The 18,047-nt window shown below is 61.3% G+C and carries 15 protein-coding genes; 9 read left to right on the top strand and 6 right to left on the bottom strand.

Annotated features, from left to right (window positions below; translation table 11 throughout):
* The first annotated feature begins 144 nt into the window (after positions 1 to 144).
* From PMI26_RS20005 to PMI26_RS20020, 4 genes are all read left to right on the top strand, one after another.
* A complete protein-coding gene (locus tag PMI26_RS20005; RefSeq protein ID WP_007972957.1) occupies positions 145 to 1,158 on the top strand; it encodes a sulfate ABC transporter substrate-binding protein in 1,014 nt (337 codons plus the stop codon).
* 181 nt (positions 1,159 to 1,339) lie between these two features.
* Positions 1,340 to 2,158, top strand: a complete 819-nt coding sequence (gene cysT / locus PMI26_RS20010; RefSeq protein WP_007972956.1) for a sulfate ABC transporter permease subunit CysT — start codon at positions 1,340 to 1,342, stop codon at positions 2,156 to 2,158.
* Positions 2,159 to 2,170: 12 nt separating this feature from the next.
* On the top strand, positions 2,171 to 3,040 hold the full coding sequence (gene cysW / locus PMI26_RS20015; protein WP_007972954.1) for a sulfate ABC transporter permease subunit CysW: 870 nt from the start codon (positions 2,171 to 2,173) through the stop codon (positions 3,038 to 3,040).
* Positions 3,041 to 3,043: 3 nt separating this feature from the next.
* Positions 3,044 to 4,033, top strand: coding sequence for a sulfate/molybdate ABC transporter ATP-binding protein (locus PMI26_RS20020; RefSeq protein ID WP_007972953.1), 990 nt, complete (start codon positions 3,044 to 3,046; stop codon positions 4,031 to 4,033).
* Between the two features lie 89 nt (positions 4,034 to 4,122).
* On the opposite strand, the gene PMI26_RS20025 is transcribed toward PMI26_RS20020, so the two are convergent.
* A complete protein-coding gene (locus PMI26_RS20025; protein ID WP_007972951.1) occupies positions 4,123 to 4,647 on the bottom strand; it encodes an Mpo1 family 2-hydroxy fatty acid dioxygenase in 525 nt (174 codons plus the stop codon).
* Between the two features lie 83 nt (positions 4,648 to 4,730).
* Between PMI26_RS20025 and PMI26_RS20030 the strand changes: the two genes are divergently transcribed.
* Positions 4,731 to 5,417: a Crp/Fnr family transcriptional regulator gene (locus PMI26_RS20030; protein WP_007972949.1), complete on the top strand. Its 687-nt coding sequence runs from the start codon at positions 4,731 to 4,733 to the stop codon at positions 5,415 to 5,417.
* A 222-nt stretch (positions 5,418 to 5,639) separates the two neighbouring features.
* Here the strand turns inward: PMI26_RS20030 and PMI26_RS20035 are convergent, their stop codons facing one another.
* A complete protein-coding gene (locus PMI26_RS20035; protein WP_007972947.1) occupies positions 5,640 to 6,644 on the bottom strand; it encodes an AraC family transcriptional regulator in 1,005 nt (334 codons plus the stop codon).
* A 100-nt stretch (positions 6,645 to 6,744) separates the two neighbouring features.
* Here PMI26_RS20035 and PMI26_RS20040 point away from each other — a divergent pair, with 100 nt between their 5' ends.
* The gene (locus PMI26_RS20040) at positions 6,745 to 7,818 is read left to right on the top strand and encodes a fatty acid desaturase (protein WP_007972945.1); all 1,074 of its coding nucleotides are present in this window, start codon (positions 6,745 to 6,747) and stop codon (positions 7,816 to 7,818) included.
* A gap of 130 nt (positions 7,819 to 7,948) precedes the next feature.
* Here the strand turns inward: PMI26_RS20040 and PMI26_RS20045 are convergent, their stop codons facing one another.
* From PMI26_RS20045 to PMI26_RS20055, 3 genes are read right to left on the bottom strand one after another with little or no spacing between them, the layout of a single operon-like run.
* Positions 7,949 to 9,559 carry an arylsulfatase gene (locus PMI26_RS20045; RefSeq protein ID WP_007972944.1) on the bottom strand — a complete coding sequence of 537 codons (1,611 nt, stop codon included), beginning with the start codon at positions 9,557 to 9,559 and terminating at the stop codon, positions 7,949 to 7,951.
* 15 nt (positions 9,560 to 9,574) lie between these two features.
* The gene (locus PMI26_RS20050) at positions 9,575 to 10,390 is read right to left on the bottom strand and encodes an ABC transporter ATP-binding protein (protein ID WP_007972942.1); all 816 of its coding nucleotides are present in this window, start codon (positions 10,388 to 10,390) and stop codon (positions 9,575 to 9,577) included.
* Complete coding sequence (locus tag PMI26_RS20055) at positions 10,387 to 11,985, bottom strand: ABC transporter permease (protein WP_007972940.1); 1,599 nt, start codon at positions 11,983 to 11,985, stop codon at positions 10,387 to 10,389. The genes PMI26_RS20050 and PMI26_RS20055 overlap by 4 nt, the downstream gene beginning before the upstream one ends.
* A 403-nt stretch (positions 11,986 to 12,388) precedes the next feature.
* Here PMI26_RS20055 and PMI26_RS20060 point away from each other — a divergent pair, with 403 nt between their 5' ends.
* The gene (locus tag PMI26_RS20060) at positions 12,389 to 13,402 is read left to right on the top strand and encodes an ABC transporter substrate-binding protein (RefSeq protein WP_007972938.1); all 1,014 of its coding nucleotides are present in this window, start codon (positions 12,389 to 12,391) and stop codon (positions 13,400 to 13,402) included.
* A gap of 124 nt (positions 13,403 to 13,526) precedes the next feature.
* Here the strand turns inward: PMI26_RS20060 and PMI26_RS20065 are convergent, their stop codons facing one another.
* A complete protein-coding gene (locus tag PMI26_RS20065) occupies positions 13,527 to 14,447 on the bottom strand; it encodes a LysR family transcriptional regulator (RefSeq protein WP_007972936.1) in 921 nt (306 codons plus the stop codon).
* Positions 14,448 to 14,630: 183 nt separating this feature from the next.
* On the opposite strand from PMI26_RS20065, the gene PMI26_RS20070 reads away from it, so the two are divergent.
* A complete protein-coding gene (locus tag PMI26_RS20070; RefSeq protein ID WP_007972935.1) occupies positions 14,631 to 15,551 on the top strand; it encodes a TauD/TfdA dioxygenase family protein in 921 nt (306 codons plus the stop codon).
* A gap of 134 nt (positions 15,552 to 15,685) precedes the next feature.
* Positions 15,686 to 18,046, top strand: a complete 2,361-nt coding sequence (locus tag PMI26_RS20075) for a TonB-dependent receptor (RefSeq protein WP_007972934.1) — start codon at positions 15,686 to 15,688, stop codon at positions 18,044 to 18,046.
* Position 18,047 lies beyond the last annotated feature (1 nt).

Here is an 18,047-nt window from a genome sequence, read left to right as displayed (position 1 = left end):
TTTTGTTTTAAAGATCAAAAGATCGCAGCCTGCGGCAGCTCCTACGGGAACTGTGTAGGAGCTGCCGAAGGCTGCGATCTTTGAGCGGGCAACCAGATTCCAGATCATAAAAAGCCAATACCAAGAATCCCAGGAGCTTTCACCATGTCGTCGATTCGTCATTTCGCTTTGGCCGCCCTGGCCAGCGCCCTTTTTGCCGGTTCTGCAGTTGCCAAGGACTACGAACTGCTCAACGTGTCGTACGACCCGACCCGCGAGCTGTACCAGGACTACAACGCCGAATTCGTGAAGTTCTGGCAAAAGGAACATGCCGGCGACACCGTGAAAATCCAGCAATCCCATGGTGGCTCGGGCAAGCAAGGCCGGGCGGTGATCGATGGCCTGCGCGCCGACGTCGTTACCCTGGCCCTGGCCGGTGACATCGACGAGATCGCCAAGCTCGGCAAGACCCTGCCGGCTGACTGGCAAAAGCGCCTGCCGGACGCAAGCACGCCTTACACTTCGACCATCGTGTTCCTGGTGCGCAAGGGCAACCCTAAAGGCATCAAGGATTGGGGTGACCTGGTCAAGAATGACGTTTCGGTGATCACGCCGAACCCGAAAACCTCCGGCGGTGCGCGCTGGAACTTCCTCGCGGCCTGGGCCTATGGCCTCAAAGCCAATGGCGGCGACGAAGCCAAGGCCAAGGAATACGTGCAAACCCTGTTCAAGCACGTGCCCGTGCTGGACACCGGCGCCCGCGGCTCGACCATTACTTTCGTCAACAACGGTCAGGGCGATGTGTTGCTGGCCTGGGAAAACGAAGCCTTCCTGGCCCTGAAAGAAGAGGGCGGCGCTGACAAGTTCGACATCGTCGTGCCTTCGCTGTCGATCCTTGCCGAGCCACCAGTGGCGGTGGTCGACAAGAATGCCGAGAAAAAGGGCAACGAGCAGATCGCCGAAGCCTACCTCAAGCACCTGTACAGCCCGGCCGGCCAGGAAATTGCGGCGAAGAACTTCTATCGCCCGCGTGACAAGGACGTGGCCGCCAAGTATGCCCAGCAGTTCCCGAAACTGGAGCTGGTAAGCATCGACAAGGACTTCGGCGGCTGGAAAAGCGCGCAGCCGAAATTCTTCAATGACGGCGGGGTGTTCGACCAGATCTACCAGGCGCAGTAATCTTAAATAGCCACTACGAGCCCCGATGCAAGTCAGCTAAGGTGCTTAACATGTGGGAGCGGGCTTGCTCGCGAAGACGGTGTATCAGGCGGCATTAACGTTGACTGACACACTGCTTTCGCGAGCAAGCCCGCTCCCACATGAGTGGGTTTAGCAGATCGCTTTTTAACCAAGGACTTTTATGTCGCGTCGTATCTCCCCCGTCATACCCGGCTTCGGGCTGACGCTGGGCTACACCTTGGTGTACCTCAGCCTGATTGTGCTCATACCACTGGCGGCGATGTTCGTGCATGCCGCTCAACTCACCTGGGATCAGTTCTGGGCAATCATCTCGGCGCCACGGGTGCTGGCGGCGTTGAAGCTCAGCTTCGGCACCGCCCTGTGTGCCGCCATCATCAACGGCATCATCGGCACGCTGCTGGCCTGGGTATTGGTGCGCTATACCTTCCCTGGACGAAAAGTGATCGATGCAATGATCGACTTGCCGTTCGCATTGCCCACGGCGGTGGCCGGTATTGCACTGACGGCGCTGTACACCCCTACCGGCCTGGTCGGTCAGTTTGCAGCGGATCTGGGTTTCAAGATCGCCTACACCCCCCTGGGCATCACCCTTGCCCTCACTTTTGTGACACTTCCATTCGTAGTACGTACCGTACAGCCAGTATTGGCGGACATTCCTCGTGAAGTCGAAGAAGCAGCGGCGTGCCTGGGTGCAAAACCCTTGCAGGTTTTCCGCCATATCCTGCTGCCGGCACTGCTGCCTGCTTGGCTGACCGGTTTCGCGTTGGCCTTTGCCCGCGGGGTTGGCGAGTATGGTTCGGTGATTTTCATCGCCGGTAACATGCCGATGAAAACCGAGATTCTGCCGCTGCTGATCATGGTCAAACTCGACCAATACGATTACACCGGCGCTACCTCCATTGGTGTACTGATGCTGGTGGTTTCCTTCGTCCTGTTGCTGCTGATCAACTTGTTGCAGCGGCGCATCGAAACCCCATAAAGAGGCGCACCCATGTCCCAATCGTCTATTGCTGCCGCTTCCTCGAACGCTGCCCGCCGTGGCAGCGCGACTTCGCGGCGAATCCTGATCGGCCTTGGCTGGCTGATTTTTGCGCTGTTCCTGTTGCTGCCGCTGTTCATCGTGGTGTCCCAGGGCCTGAAACTCGGCCTCGGTGCGTTCTTCACCGCGATCTTTGAGCCGGACGCGCTGTCGGCACTGAAACTCACGGTCATCGCCGTACTGATTTCGGTGCCGTTGAACCTGGTGTTCGGCGTCAGCGCTGCGTGGTGCGTGAGCAAGTACTCGTTCCGCGGCAAGAGCATGCTGGTGACGCTGATCGACCTGCCGTTCTCTGTGTCGCCGGTAATCGCCGGCCTGGTCTATGTGCTGATGTTCGGCGCCCAGGGCCTGTTTGGCCCATGGCTGCAGGATCACGACATCCAGATCGTCTTCGCCCTGCCGGGCATCGTGCTGGCGACGATCTTCGTCACTGTGCCGTTCGTGGCCCGTGAACTGATCCCGTTGATGCAGGAACAAGGCACTCAGGAAGAGGAGGCCGCGCGCCTGCTCGGCGCCAATGGCTGGCAGATGTTCTGGCACGTCACCGTACCCAACATCAAATGGGGCCTGATTTATGGCGTGGTGTTGTGCACTGCGCGGGCCATGGGGGAATTCGGTGCGGTGTCGGTGGTGTCCGGGCACATTCGCGGGGTGACCAACACCCTGCCGTTGCACGTCGAGATCCTCTACAACGAATACAACCACGTGGCCGCGTTCGCCGTGGCGAGCCTGTTGCTGATCCTGGCGCTCTTCATCCTGCTGCTCAAGCAGTGGAGCGAAAACCGTATTAACCGCCTGCGCGCCAGCGCCGCGGAGGAATAATTCATGTCGATCGAAGTGCGTAACGTCAGCAAGAATTTCAACGCGTTCAAGGCGCTGGACAACATCAGCCTGGACATCCAGAGCGGCGAACTCGTCGCGTTGCTCGGTCCGTCGGGCTGCGGCAAGACCACGCTGCTGCGGATCATCGCCGGCCTGGAAACCCCGGACAAAGGCAACATCGTGTTCCACGGTGAAGACGTTTCCGGTCACGATGTGCGTGATCGCAACGTCGGTTTCGTGTTCCAGCACTACGCCCTGTTCCGCCACATGACGGTGTTCGACAACGTCGCGTTCGGCCTGCGCATGAAGCCGAAAAACCAGCGCCCGAGCGAAAGCCAGATCGCAACCAAGGTTCACGAGCTGCTCAACATGGTGCAACTGGACTGGTTGTCGGATCGCTATCCGGAGCAACTTTCCGGTGGTCAGCGTCAGCGCATTGCCTTGGCCCGGGCGCTGGCGGTGGAGCCGAAAGTGCTGCTGCTCGACGAACCTTTCGGCGCCCTCGACGCCAAGGTTCGCAAGGAACTGCGCCGCTGGCTGGCGCGTCTGCACGAAGACATCAACCTGACCTCGGTGTTCGTGACCCACGACCAGGAAGAAGCGATGGAAGTCGCCGACCGTATCGTGGTGATGAACAAGGGTGTGATCGAGCAGATCGGTTCACCGGGTGACGTCTACGAAAACCCGGCCAGCGACTTCGTCTATCACTTCCTCGGCGATTCGAACCGCCTGCACCTTGGCGAAGACCACCACGTGCTGTTCCGCCCGCACGAAGTGTCACTGTCGCGCCATGAACTGGAAGATCACCACGCGGCCGAAGTGCGCGATATTCGTCCGCTGGGCGCGACAACGCGGGTAACGCTGAAGGTCGAAGGGCAGAGCGATCTGATCGAGGCCGAAGTGGTCAAGGATCACGACAGCCTGATCGGGTTGGCGAAGGGTGAAACGCTGTTCTTCAAGCCGAAGGTTTGGCAGAAAGTCGCCAACATCTAAGGCAAAAGCTTCGCGAGCAAGCCCGCTCCCACATTGGATTTGTGAACGACGCAAATCAGTGTGGGAGCGGGCTTGCCCGCGAATGCGATCTAGACAGCTGCACGCTTCGGATTGAGGCGCACCCCACCCGCCCGCGCCTCGATCTGCTCTTTGAGCTCACGCCGCATCCCCAGCATGAACGCCAGTTCCGCCACCACAAACAACGGTCCGACAATCAACCCGGTCACGTCATCGACGAAGGCCGGTTTGCGCCCTTCGTAGTGATGGCCGACAAACTGGATCGCCCAACCGATCACGAACATCACCACGCCGCTGCCCAGCCAGACCAGCGTGCTTTGCTGTGCCAGCGCATGGCCGCCCCAGACACTCAGCCCGAGCAACAGGGTCATCAATACGCCCAGGCGCAATTCCAGGCGCAGGTAAAACCACGCCGATGCCAGCGAAACGAGCACCGCCGGTGACAGCCACACGCCACCCAGCGACCACTGCGGCCGGGACAGCAACACCGCGACGGCAACCACGATCAGCGGAATGCCGATAAAGTGCGATGCAATGTTGCGCGGGTCACGGTGGTAGGCGGCGTATTGACTGAGGTGGTCGACGAGGCTTTTCATTGTTGTTCTCCTGTGGGGTGATTGATCATGCCCCGGGGCCACTTCCCGCTCTGTCAGCCAGGCGACAATCTCTAGGAGTTTTCATGGATATGCAGGTCTGGCGCCCACGCCTGATGAGCGGTCAGTGGTTCAGCCATTTGCCTGTTTCCCTACAGGATAGCCTGCTGTCGGTGGCCAGACTGCGGCGGTTGTCGCCGGGCCAGCGGCTGTTCAAGCGTGGCGATCCGCCCTGCGGCCTGTACGCGGTGCTTGAAGGCGCGGTACGCGTCGGTGCCGTGAACGAGCAGGGCAAGGAAGCCTTGCTGAGCCTGGTGGAGCCGCCGCACTGGTTCGGCGAGATCTGCCTGTTCGATGGTCAGCCACGCACCCACGATGCCTACGGCGTGGGCCAGTGCACACTGCTGCACATTCCCCAGCACACCTTGCTCACGTTGCTCGACGAGCATCCGCAGCACTGGCGGCAACTGGCATTGCTAATGAGCCAGAAATTGCGCATGACCTTCATCAATCTCGAACAGCTGAGCCTGTTGCCGGCTCCGGCACGGCTGGCGCACCGCTTGCTGATGATCGCCGAAGGCTATGGCGAGACCGCCCCGCCGCGACGCGTCCTGCAACTGCCCCAGGAGCAGCTTGCCGCCATGCTGTCGCTGTCGCGCCAGACCACCAACCAGATTCTCAAGGAGTTGCAGGGGCAGGGGATCATCGGGCTGAGTTACGGCGAAATCGAAATCCTCGATGCCGAGCGGTTGCGGACACTGGCCACAATCTGAAACTCGACGCATATCCCTTGTGGGAGCGAGCTTGCTCGCGATGACGGTGTGTCAGTCTCCAGGTATGTCGACTGAAAGTCCGCTATCGCGAGCAAGCTCGCTCCCACAGGGGGGCTGGGTGAATCAGAGATTTGTGGTCACCGAAAAACCTGTGGGAGCGGGCTTGCTCCGGGCGGCGTTCCGACGATGGGGCCAGACCAGCCAACTCACCTTCCGAATCCATCAGCGCAACCCATCCCGAAACTGCCCCGGTGTCATCCCTGTCCAACGCTTGAATGCACGACTGAAGCTGCTGGTATCGGCAAACCCGAGCAAATAACTGATTTCGCTCAGCGACACCTGCGGGTCCCGCAGGTGCAGCAGCGCGAGGTTTTCGCGGCTTTCGTTGAGCAGCGTATCGAACCGGCAGCCCTCGTCCGCCAGGTGCCGTTGCAGGCTGCGCAGGCTCAGGTGCAGGGCCTTGGCGATGTGTTCGGCGCTGGGTTCGCCTTCGGGCAGTTGTTCTTCAATGGCGTCGCGGACCTTGCGCTCCCACGTCAGCGGCTTGAGTTGCGCCAGGGTGCGCTCGAGCACGGTTTCGTTGTGTTCGGCCAGTTCCGGGTTGGCGTCGTCCAGGTGGCTGTCGAAGTCGATGAGGGCGAACTCAAGCCGATCCTCGTCGGCACCGAAGTGCACGGGCGAGCGAAAGACTTTATGCCATTGGTGCGCGTCTGCCGGCTCCGGGCGGCGCAGGTAAGTCTCCAGCGGTGCGTAGTCGCGGCCCAGGCGATTGCGGCAGGTGCGCACGTAAATCGCCATGAACGCATCGATGGCTTCGAAGGCCGGGGCGGGATTGCCAACGGGGATTTTCAGACGGAAACGGTAGCGATCCTCGGCGCGAGTCAGTTCCAGCTCCAGGGCATCACTGACCACCTGGTGATAGCGCACGATGCGCTCGAACACTTCCCGCAGGCTGCCGCTGGCCACCAGTGCATACCCTAGCGCATGGAAGGTGGTCGGACTGACGAAGCGCGAAACCCGCAAACCGATCGCCGGGTCGCCGCTGGCCTGCACTGCCAGATTCCACAGGTGTGTGGTGCCTGACAGGGGATAACGCGCGTTCGGGTCGTCCATCAGTTGCGGGTCGAGCCCCGCTTGCTGGCACAGGGCGGTGCTGTCAATGCCAAGGGCATCGAGTTGCTTGCGCAGGGCGCGGGTCCAGCTGGCGAGGGAGGTCGGTTCAGTCATGCTGATTGGCGCTTCCAGTCAACAGGTTGGCGTTCACGGCTACCGCATTGCGAGGTTCCGCAAGGCAGGATGCAACCATCAATAACCAGAGGATGGAAGCATGGACCGTACTTCTGCAAGCCCCCAACGACTGAATGCAGCCCAACGTTCAGCCCATATCCGTGAAGTGGTGCTGGCCAGAGGTGTCGAATTGCGTGAGAAATACCCGATTCTCAAGCATCAGGACGCCCTCGGCGCAGGCATTCTGACCTTCGCCATCGCCGGTATGGTCGGTTCGGCGGCGCTCTACATGAGCGGGTACATGGCCTGGTGGGCGTGCCTGTTGCTCAACGCTTTTTTCGCCTCGCTGACCCATGAGCTGGAACACGACCTGATCCACAGCATGTACTTTCGCAAGCAGAAAGTGCCGCACAACCTGATGATGGGATTGGTGTGGCTGGCGCGGCCGAGCACCATCAACCCCTGGATTCGCCGCCATCTGCACCTCAATCACCACAAGGTGTCGGGCTCTGAGACCGACACGGAAGAGCGCGCCATCACCAATGGCGAACCCTGGGGTTTTGCGCGGCTGTTGATGATCGGTGACAACATCATGTCCTCGGTCATCCGCATGCTGCGGGCCAAGACCTGGGCAATGAAGTTCAGCATCATCAAACGCACGCTGAAGGTCTACGCACCGCTGGCGTTGATGCATTGGGGCGCGTGGTACGTGTTTCTCGGTTTCCACGCAGCGAACGGTGTTGCGCACCTGATGGGCGCACCGATCGAGTGGTCGGCGACGACGTTGTCGGTGATGCAGGTGATCGACATCGCGGCTGTCGTGATCATCGGCCCGAACGTGTTGCGCACCTTCTGCCTGCACTTCATCAGCTCGAACATGCATTACTACGGTGACGTGGAGCCGGGCAACGTGATGCAGCAATGCCAGGTACTCAATGCCCCTTGGCTGTGGCCGCTGCAGGCGTTCTGCTTCAACTTCGGCAGCAGCCACGGGATCCATCACTTTGTGGTGAAGGAACCGTTCTACATCCGCCAGTTGACCGTGCCGGTGGCGCACAAGGTCATGCGCGAGATGGGTGTGCGGTTCAATGATTTCGGTACGTTTGCGCGGGCGAATCGGTTTGAGCGCAGGGAAGAGTTGGTCGCGGAAAAGGGGCGTACGGCTCAGGCTTAAGGGTTGTCTGTAAGGGCCTCTTCGCGAGCAAGCCCGCTCCCACAGTGATTTGTGTTGAAAGCAAATTTTGCATTCACCGCAGAAACCTGTGGGAGCGGGCTTGCCCGCGAAGGGGCCGGTTCAGGCAGTATCAATCCGGCTGAAACGGCGACTCACTCAGGATCACCCCAGTCTCATCCACATACCGCTGCCAATGCTCGATCAAGGCACTGAGCCGCTGCGGCTGGCTCGACGCCAGGTCATGAATCTCCCCCGGATCACTGCCCAGGTCATACAGCTGCCAGGTCGCCGGCCCCACCGGTCCCGGGATGTACACCGCCTTCCATTGCCCCTGCCGAATCGCCCGCCGACCGAACAATTCCCACCCGGTCACGGTGTGCTCGTCATGCACGTGCGCCGTCTCGCCCGACAGGAACCCCAGCCACGACTTCCCGCGAACTTGCGCCACGGGTTTGCCGTGCCATTGCTTGCCCGGATGGCGCACGCCGGCCAGGTCGAGAATGGTCGGCGTGATGTCCATCACCGTGCCAAACCCATGGCTGATCTGGCCCTTGAGCGGCAGCTGCGGGTAATGCACCACCGCCGGCACGCGAATCCCGCCTTCGGTGGTGAAGGCCTTGAACAGTCGCGACGGCGCGGTCGCCACTTGCGCCCAGTTCGGTCCGTACCAGACGTAGGAGTTGGCGCGGCCGATGTTGTCCAGGCTGTTGTCGTAATGCTGGTTGAGATAGGTCAGCAACTGCGGACCGAATTTCGGGAAAGCCTCCAGCAATGCCCCTTCGGCACCGTTATCGGACATGAACAGGATGAAGGTGTTGTCCAGTTGTCCCTGCTGGCGCAGGTAATCGACGACACGCCCGATGTTCCAGTCCATGCGCTCGACCATCGCCGCGTAAACCTCCATGGCCCGCGCGGAAATCTGCCGTTGCTCATCGCTCAGGGCATCCCACTGTGCAGTCAACTGGATCAGTGGATGCGGCTCGACATCGGCCTCGATCAATCCCAGCTTCTTGAGTTTTTCCAGACGTTCCAGGCGCAGCACTTCAGGGCCGGCGTCATAGCGCCCGCGGTATTTTTCCACCACCTCGGCCGGTGCCTGCAACGGCCAGTGCGGTGCGGAAAAGGGCAGGTAGGCGAAGAACGGCCGGGTCTGGTCGCGCTCCTTGAGGTATTGCAGCAGCTTGTCGCCGAAGGCGTCGGAGGAATAAAAATCCTTCGGCAGTTCGTCGATGAACCGGTCGTCTTCGATATACAGTGCCGGCGTGGATTTCAGCAGCCGTGGCGTCGTCTCATCGTAGGTCGGCTCGAAGCCGTAATGGTTGGCCGCACCGGGCAACAGCGAAAACGAACGCTCGAAACCCCGGGCGTGGGGCGCCCGTTCTGCGGTCAGGCCCAGGTGCCATTTGCCGCTCATCAACGTCTGGTAACCCGCCTCGCGCAGCAGCTCGGGCAGGGCGACCACGCGGTCGTTCAAGTGCCCTTCGTAGCCGGGCTTGCCGATCAGGTCCGGGGTCAGGGCTTCGGCCATGGTGCCGATGCCGGCGATGTGGTGATCGGTGCCGGTGAGCAGCATCGAGCGGGTCGGCGAGCAGGTCGGTGCGGTGTGGAAATCGGTAAGGCGCAGGCCATTGTTGGCCAGGGCATCGAGGTTCGGCGTATTGATTTCGCCGCCGAAGGCGCCGAGGTCGGAAAAGCCCAGGTCATCGGCCAGGATCACTAAAAAGTTGGGACGTTGCGGCATCAAGCATTTCCTTTTTCAGTAGGCAATGAAGGACAGCGGCAGATCGCGGACCTGCACCGGCACGGGGGGCTGGTAGTGACCGTCGCTGGTGAGTTCGTGAAGCAGTTCTTCGCGCAATTGGTGGAAGTCGAAACTGCTGCGCTGGCGCGGATGGGGCAGGGCAATGTCGACCACTTGCTTGATCCGCCCGGGGCGCGGCTCCATCACCACCACGCGATCGGCGAGGAAGATCGCTTCCTCGACATCGTGGGTGACCAGCACTGTGGTGATTTTTGCCCGCGCGCGGATCGCCAGCAGTTCGTCCTGCATCTGCTGGCGGGTCAGCGCGTCGAGGGCACCGAAGGGCTCGTCCAGCAGCAGAATCCGTGGGCTGGCCACCAGGCCGCGGGCGATGGCCACGCGCTGCGCCATGCCGCCGGAGAGCTGGTGCGGATAGGCGCGGGCGAAGTCGCCGAGGCCCACCAGCTCGATGAAGTCATGGATACGCCGGTGCTTTTGCGCGGCGCTCAATGGTTCGTTGACCAGGCCCAGGCCGATGTTGTCGGCCACGCTCAGCCACGGGAACAAACGGTGTTCCTGAAAGACGATGCCGCGCTCGCCACCGATGCCGCTGACGGCTTTTCCGTCCACGGTGATTTGCCCGCGAAATTGCGTATCCAGGCCCACCAACAGCCGCAGTAAAGTGGATTTTCCGCAACCGCTGGAGCCGACGATGGCGACGAACTCGCCCTCGGCGATGTCCAGGTTGAATTCGCGAATGGCCTCCAGTTCGAAGCCGTCGACGTCGAAGGTCTTGCCCACGTGATTGAAGCTGACAATCGGTGCGTTCATGCGTGTCTCCAGCGAGTGGCGCGGATTTCCAGGCGTTGACCAATGAGGTTGAGCAGGGCGCCGGTCAGGCCCACCAGCAGCATGCCGGCCATGATCAGGTCCATGCGCAGCAGTTGCTGGGCGCCGATCATCTGGCTGCCGATGCCGCCGTTGGACGGCATGAAATATTCGGCGCCGATGGTGCCGAGCCAGGCGTAGATCAGGCTCAGGCGAAGGCCTGCGAAAATTCCCGGCGCCGCCCCCGGCAACACCAATCGACCGAGGCGCTGGCGCAGATTCAGGCGCAACACTTGGGCGGCCTCGTTGAGTTGTGGCGAGAGATTGGCGACGCTGCGTTGGGTGGCGATGAACAGCGGGAAAAACGCGGCGAGGGCGACGAACACCCACTTGGCCAATTCCCCCAGGCCGAACCACGCGGTGAGCAGCGGCACCCAGGCGAATATGGCGATTTGGCGGAGGGCGGCGAAGGTCGGGCCGAGCACGCGTTCACTGGTGTGCGACAGTCCAAGCAGCAGGCCCAGAGCAAAGCCGAGCCCGCCACCGAGCAGCAGCCCGCCAAGGGTTCGGCCCAGGCTCAGGGCCATGCCGCCAATCAGCGTGCCGTCGAGCAGGCCATGCCAGGTGGTGTGCAGGACGGCCAGCGGGCTGACCAGAATGTTCGGGTCAATCCACTGCTGATCCGAGCTCAGTTGCCACAACGCCAGCAGCGCCAATGGCAGCAGCCACGGTTGCAGGCGTTGCCAGCCTTGGTATCGCGGCCCGCGACGGATTTCGGCGGTGGCCGGGTGCGGCCAGTGCACCAGCGTCCTGTCCAGCAGGCCGATGCCGCGGTCCATCGCCATGCCGATCAAGCCGATCACCACGATGCACACGAAGACGATGTCGAGCATGAACAACTGCCGTGCCCAGACCATCAGGTAGCCGATGCCTTCGCTGGACGCGAGCAGTTCGACAGCGAGCAGCGAGGTCCATCCGGCGGCCAGCGCAAGGCGCACACCGGCCATGAAGGCCGGCAGTGCGGCAGGCAGCACCAGGCGGCGGATCAACAGGTGCCTGGGCAGGCGCAACACGGCGGCGGCTTCGCGCAGCCTGGGTTGCGCGTCGCGCACGCCGACCAGTGTGTGCAGGGTCACCGGCACCACGATGGCCTTGATCAACACCACCAGCTTCAGCACTTCACCGATGCCGAAAAACACCATGAACAAGGGAATCCAGGCCAGGGTCGGGACTTGCGCCAACCCGGCGAAGGTGGGAAACACCAGGCGTTCGAGCGTACGACTGAAACCCAGCGCCGCGCCCAATACCGCACCGACACTGATCCCCGCGAGCAGGCCCCAGGACAAACGTTGCAGGCTGATCCACAAATGGCTCCACAGCTCGCCTTGGGACAATTCAATGGCGCTGCTCCAGACCAGGGTCGGCGCCGGCAGGATCTGCTCGCTCATCCAGTGGTTGCGGCTGGCGAGCCACCAGAGGGCAAACAGGCTGAGGGGTAATAGCCAGGGCAAGAGCCGCTGGCTCAGCGTCGGCCAATGTCGTCGACCATCAAGCCGAGGTGCGGCCAGCGGCAGGCTTAGAAGGGAAACACGGGCCATGGGTGACCTCCGTTGTCGGGTTGCAATGCAAGCCTGCTTTTTGTGGGAGCGAGCTTGCTCGCGATGAGGGTGTGTCAGGCGACTTATGTGCTGGATGACACACCGCTATCGCGAGCAAGCTCGCTCCCACAGGGGGTTAAGGTGTATGCGAAATTGATCTATAAAAATTCACGTAAATGCTATTGAGAGATAAGTGAGACCATTTAAGGCCTCCATCAGCCGCTGCATCCAATGCATTCGAAGAATATTTTCGATGCTGCCAAGGCATACCCGGCGGAGAGGTCCGCCGGTGTTGATATAGATCCATATGATCTAAAAATGTGAATTTATAGTATTTAAGTGTTGGTTCTGATTCGGCCTACTTTCGGCTCCTCAACGCCCGTTGCCCCAAGGAGCCGTACCCATGAACCTTCCCTTCAAACGTGTCATCAGCCTGTTCGCCGCACCGGCCCTGGCGGGGCTGCTGGCCTTCACGGCCAACGCCGGTGAGCTCAAGGAAATCCGCATCGCCGTGCCGGACCTGAGTGCCGGTACCCAGCACAGTGGTGGTGGTGTAGTGGATGTGTTGCGCGATCAACAGATCTTCGAAAAGGCCTTTGCCGATCAAGGCATCAAGATTCAGTGGAGCTTTTTCAAGGGCGCAGGCCCGGTGATCAACGAAGCGTTCGCCAACGGTCAGGTGGACCTGGCCTACCTCGGCGACCTGGCAGCCATCATCGGCAAGTCCAATGGTCTGGATACGCGATTGCTCAGCGCCTCGGCGCGCGGGGTCAAGCACTACCTGGGCGTGGTACCGGGTTCGGGGATCAAGACCCTGCAAGACCTCAAGGGCAAGCGCGTGGCGATCTTCCGTGGCACGGCCAGCCAGTTGTCCTTCGATGCGGCGCTGGCCAGTCAGGGGTTGAGCGAGAAGGATGTGAAAGTCATCAACCTCGACTTCAACGCGGCGGTGGCGGCGCTGGCGGCGAAGCAGATCGATGCCTCGTGGGGTGGTTCCGGACTCACCGCATTACAGGCCAAGGGACTGGCCGAGTTGCCTCTGACCACCAAGGACCTGGGCGGCGCCGGCAGTGTTCAGGCCGTTTTGGTGGGGACCGGGAAGTTTGTCGACGAGCACCCCGAGGCGGTCGCCACACTGCTCAAGGCTCAACAGCAAGCGGTGGCGTGGCTGACCCAGGACAGCAACAAGGACGCTTATGTTCAGTTGGTGTCGGGGTTGGCGAGTTACCCGCCGGTGATTCTCAGCCAGGATCTGAAGGATCAGAAATTGAGCGAGGTATTCCCGTCGACACTTGATCCGGTGTTCCTTGGCAAATTGCAGGATGCGGTGGACCTGGCGTCGCAGCAGAAGCTGATTCGCAAGTCGTTCAAGGTGACGGATTGGGTGGCGCCGGAGTTGGCTGCGGCAAAACTTTGAATTTTCAGTGAGCTCACTGGCCCCATCGCGAGCAAGCTCGCTCCCACATTGGATTTTTGTCGTACACAAATTTTGTGCCCGATAGAGATCCCCTGTGGGAGCGAGCTTGCTCGCGATAGGGCCATCAAACCGCGACGCTGATCTGCTGCCTGTCCACCGCCACCAACGTCTCGATCATCGCCCGCGCCGCCGGCGACAACCGGAACCCGGTGCGACTGACAATCCCGCACCGCGCATTCATGCTCTCGATGTTCTGCGGCAAATTACGCCAGTGCAGCAGCACCAGCGCACCCTGGGCAATGTCTTCAACAAACGCTTCTTGCGTGCCCACGCCAATCGCATTCGATTGCAGCACCACCTTCACCAGCGCCGGAAAATGTTCGGTCTCGAGGGTCGGCGAAAAATCCACCCGCCCACTGAGGTTCGCCAGCAGTTTGCGAATGCCTGGCGGGATCTTCGTGGTCGCCAGCGGGTAATCGAACATGTCGTTGGTCGACAGGCTCTCCTTGGCCAGCAGCGGATGCCCCGGACGGCAGAAAAATACACCACGCTTGGGCGTCAGCGCCTGGGTCTGGAAGTTCGGGTCGGACTCGAAATGGCGGATGTCAGCGATGAAGAATTCGATCTCCTCACGACTCAGGGCGCGGCTGAGTTTTTCCCAGTTATCCACTTCGAAGCAGGTGCGCACTTTCGGGTGTGCATTGATGAATTGCGCCACCGCATCCGGCACCAGTTTTACCGCCGGCGCCGGGCCGCAACCGAAGCGCAGTTCCCCGGCATCGAGCTTGGTCATCTGCGTCACTTCCGAGCTGAGCAGCGCCGCACCCTGCACCAGGCTGCGGGCATGTTGCAGCACCACCAGGCCTTCGGGGGTGGGGCGCAAATCCTTGTTGCCGCGGTCCACCAACACGCAGCCGAACTCTTGCTCCAGCCCCTGGATGCTGCGGCTGAAGGCCGGTTGGGTAATGCCCATGGCCTCGGCCGCGCGCACGAAACTGCGGTGTTCGTCGAGGGCGATGAAGTAACGCAACTGGCGAAGATCCATATGCTTTTCCGGCATCCTAAAAATAGCTCGAAGGCATTTGCGACGAGGGTTGACTGAGGTTTTAAATGCAACCTCTTATTCCGTCAACGAAGCATTCAGATATCTATTAGATCTAAAAAGAATATAGATAGAGCAGTGTTTCGCGGCCGGTTCAACCGCAAGCAGTCTGATGAGGGTCTACCCATGAGCAATGCCGCTTTCGCAGTACAACCCGCTGTTCACGCGCTTGAAATCCATCCGGTGGCCGGTCGCATCGGCGCCGAAATCAGTGGCGTACAGCTTTCCGGCGAGCTGGATGCCGCCACTGTTGAAGCCATTCAACAGGCGCTGCTGCAATACAAAGTGATCTTCTTCCGCGAGCAGACCCAACTCGACGATCAGCGGCAGGAGGCGTTCGCCCACCTGCTCGGCGAACCGGTGGCGCACCCGACCGTGCCGGTGCGTGAAGGCACGCGTTTTCTGCTGGAACTGGACGGTGCCGAGGGCCAGCGTGCGAGCTCCTGGCACACCGACGTGACCTTCGTCGAGGCCTACCCCAAAGCCTCGATCCTGCGCTCGGTGGTGGCCCCGGCTTTCGGTGGCGACACCCTGTGGGCCAACACCGCCACCGCCTACAACGGGTTGTCGGAGGAGCTGCGTGAGCTGGCCGACAAACTGGTCGCCGTGCACAGCAACGAATACGACTACGCCGGGACCCGGCCGGACGTTTCGGCGGAGAAGCTGGAACGCTATCGCAAGGTCTTCACCTCGACGGTCTACGAGACCGAACACCCGGTGGTGCGCGTGCACCCGATCAGCGGCGAGAAGAGCCTGTTGCTGGGGCATTTCGTCAAGCGCATCAAGGGCTATTCCCAGGCCGATTCGGCGCACCTGTTCGGGTTGCTGCAAAGCCATGTGATCCGCCAGGAAAACATCGTGCGCTGGCGCTGGAAGGCCGGTGACGTGGCGATCTGGGACAACCGCTCCACCCAGCATTATGCGGTGGATGACTACGGGACCCAGGACCGGATCGTGCGCCGTGTGACGCTCAAGGGTGAAGTGCCGGTGGGTGTGAACGGGCAGATCAGCCAGACGGTGAAAGGGCCGGATATCGACGGCGTCTGAGCCGACGCCTTCGCGGGCAAGCCCGCTCCCACAGGGGATCTCCAGTGTTCACACGGTCAGTGTGGGAGCGGGCTTGCTCGCGAAGGCGGCCTGGCAAGCAACAAAGAACTTTTTTTGATCGGGAACCCCGCCTTATGAGTCCGTTGCACTTTGCTCAAACCTCCTCACCCCAACGGCTCAAACGCCTGCCCCTGGCCCTGCTACTGGCAGGCAGCGCCAGCTGGACCCAAGGCTATGCGGCCGAAAGCGCCACCCCTGAAACCACCCCGGCAAAAACCGCCACGGCCGACAATACCCAACTGGCAACCGTGACGGTCACGACTCGCCGCCGCGAAGAAAGCTCGCAGGACGTACCCACCCCGATGAGCGTGGTCAGCGGCCAGACCCTGGAAACCCAGCGGGTCTATCGCATCCAGGATCTGCAGCAACTGGTGCCCAGCGTCAACGTCGCCTACATGCATGCGCGCCAGTCCAGCGTGTCGATTCGTGGCCTGGGCAACAACCCGGCCAGCGATGGCCTGGAAGGCAGTGTCGGCCTGTACCTCGATAACGTTTACCTCGGCCGGCCGGGCATGGCTGTATTCGACCTGATGGACATCGAGCAGCTCGAAGTGCTGCGCGGTCCGCAAGGCACCTTGTTCGGCAAGAACACCACGGCCGGTGTGATCAACATCAGCACCCGCGCTCCGACCTTCACCCCGGAACGCAGCATCGAGTCTTCGGTGGGCGAGGACGGTTACTTCCAAACCAAGGGCACGATTTCCGGCCCGCTGAATGACCAGCTCGCCGGGCGCTTTTCTGCGTATCGCACCCGCAGCGACGGCGATATCAAGAACGAATTCGACGGCCACGATTTGAACGGCGGCTCGCGCGATGGCTTCCGTGGCCAGTTGCTGTTCAAGCCGAACGAATCGTTCAACCTGCGTTGGATCGGCGACTACAACGAAGAAGATTCCAGCGCCGGCACCCGCGTGTTGTTCAACACCGGGCCGACCATCAATGGCACCAACCTTTACCAGACCCGGGCCAATGCCACGGGCGCGACACTGGTCGACGGCACCCACCGCAAGGTCAACCTGAACAACGACCAGCATGTCACCGTGCATCAGGGCGGCACGTCGGTGGAGGCCAACTGGACGCTGCCGAGCGACTTCACCCTGACGTCCATCAGCGCCTATCGCTGGTGGAATTTCACCCCGCGCAATGATGACGGCCTGAACGCCACCGTCTTCTACAACGCCGGGGTTTCGGTGGAGGACAAGCAGTACTCCCAGGAGTTTCGCCTGGCGTCGCCTACCGGCGGGTTTTTCGATTACGTGCTCGGCGCCTATTACTTCGGCTCCGACCTGAACAACAAATCCTTCACCTTTTACGGACCGCAAGCGGACATCTGGAGTGGTACGCCCAACGGTGCGCTGAACAACATCGACAGTGTCGGCAACGGTCATATTGAAACCAACAGCTTCGCGCTGTTCGCACAGGGCACCTGGCACCTGACCGAACGCCTGGATTTCACTGCCGGCCTGCGCGGCACCTATGAAGAGAAAAACGCCTGGGTGACCCGCAATGCACCCGCCGGTGGTGCCGCAGTCACCGGCGCGGCGGCCGCGGCACGACGCGCTCGTGCGGGCGCCTACGATTCCGGCGATCTGAACCAGTACAGCGCCAGTCCGTCGGGGCTGTTGAACCTCAGCTACCACTTCACCGACGACCTGCTCACCTACGCCACGCTGTCCCACGGCGAAAAATCCGGTGGGGTCAACCTGGCTGTCGGTATGGCGCCAGTGGCCGGTGCCGACTCGTTGCTGATCGGCACCGAGCGCGCCAACAACGCCGAACTCGGCTTCAAGAGCACCCTGTGGGACCGTCGCCTGCAACTCAACGCCAACCTGTTCTGGACCCAGGTCAACGGCTATCAGACCAACGCCTATGACGACGTCAATCGCGTGCAATACCTGACCAATGCCGGTTCCGTGCGCTCCCATGGCGTGGAGTTCGAAAGCACCTTGATCCCGCTGCGCGGCCTGACGCTGAACATCAACGGTTCGTACAACGACGTCAGCTACCTCTCCTACAAGGATGCACCGTGCCCGCCGGAAGTCAGCCTGGCGCCGGGCGCGCCAGCGTCTTGCGACCTCACTGGCCATCAAGTGGTCGGCGCCTCGAAATGGATCGGCAATGCCAACGGCGAATACAAGTGGAACCTGAGCAACGGCTTCGAGGAGTACGTCACCGCCAGTTATGCATTCCGCTCCAAAGCGGTGGGCACGGTGGAAGACTCCGACTTCGGGCAGATCCCGAGTTATGCGGTGGTCAACCTGTCCACCGGTCTGCGCGGCGACTTCAACCAGGGGCAGTGGGACGTTTCGTTGTGGCTGAAAAACGCCTTCGACAAAACCTACTACACGACGCTGTGGACGGCCGCCAATGGTGGTTATGAAGGCCTGCTCGGTACGCCACGCACGCTCGGCGTGACCGGCCGATACGACTTCTGAC

The sequence above is a fragment of the Pseudomonas sp. GM33 genome, from assembly GCF_000282295.1.
GTDB lineage: Bacteria > Pseudomonadota > Gammaproteobacteria > Pseudomonadales > Pseudomonadaceae > Aquipseudomonas > Aquipseudomonas laurylsulfatiphila.
The sequence above is the reverse complement of the archived record's forward strand: the minus strand, read 5'-3'. Positions and strand labels throughout refer to the sequence as shown.

Excerpts from the sequence above, each read along its gene's own strand:
- PMI26_RS20060 (WP_007972938.1), top strand. The coding sequence starts at position 12,389 with ATGAACCTTCCCTTCAAACGTGTCATCAGCCTGTTCGCCGCACCGGCC.
- PMI26_RS20025 (WP_007972951.1), bottom strand. The coding sequence starts at position 4,647 with ATGAAAAGCCTCGTCGACCACCTCAGTCAATACGCCGCCTACCACCGT.
- cysW (WP_007972954.1), top strand. The coding sequence starts at position 2,171 with ATGTCCCAATCGTCTATTGCTGCCGCTTCCTCGAACGCTGCCCGCCGT.
- PMI26_RS20065 (WP_007972936.1), bottom strand. The coding sequence starts at position 14,447 with ATGGATCTTCGCCAGTTGCGTTACTTCATCGCCCTCGACGAACACCGC.
- PMI26_RS20050 (WP_007972942.1), bottom strand. The coding sequence starts at position 10,390 with ATGAACGCACCGATTGTCAGCTTCAATCACGTGGGCAAGACCTTCGAC.
- PMI26_RS20040 (WP_007972945.1), top strand. The coding sequence starts at position 6,745 with ATGGACCGTACTTCTGCAAGCCCCCAACGACTGAATGCAGCCCAACGT.
- PMI26_RS20055 (WP_007972940.1), bottom strand. The coding sequence starts at position 11,985 with ATGGCCCGTGTTTCCCTTCTAAGCCTGCCGCTGGCCGCACCTCGGCTT.
- PMI26_RS20020 (WP_007972953.1), top strand. The coding sequence starts at position 3,044 with ATGTCGATCGAAGTGCGTAACGTCAGCAAGAATTTCAACGCGTTCAAG.
- PMI26_RS20030 (WP_007972949.1), top strand. The coding sequence starts at position 4,731 with ATGGATATGCAGGTCTGGCGCCCACGCCTGATGAGCGGTCAGTGGTTC.
- PMI26_RS20005 (WP_007972957.1), top strand. The coding sequence starts at position 145 with ATGTCGTCGATTCGTCATTTCGCTTTGGCCGCCCTGGCCAGCGCCCTT.
- PMI26_RS20070 (WP_007972935.1), top strand. The coding sequence starts at position 14,631 with ATGAGCAATGCCGCTTTCGCAGTACAACCCGCTGTTCACGCGCTTGAA.
- PMI26_RS20075 (WP_007972934.1), top strand. The coding sequence starts at position 15,686 with ATGAGTCCGTTGCACTTTGCTCAAACCTCCTCACCCCAACGGCTCAAA.
- cysT (WP_007972956.1), top strand. The coding sequence starts at position 1,340 with ATGTCGCGTCGTATCTCCCCCGTCATACCCGGCTTCGGGCTGACGCTG.
- PMI26_RS20045 (WP_007972944.1), bottom strand. The coding sequence starts at position 9,559 with ATGCCGCAACGTCCCAACTTTTTAGTGATCCTGGCCGATGACCTGGGC.
- PMI26_RS20035 (WP_007972947.1), bottom strand. The coding sequence starts at position 6,644 with ATGACTGAACCGACCTCCCTCGCCAGCTGGACCCGCGCCCTGCGCAAG.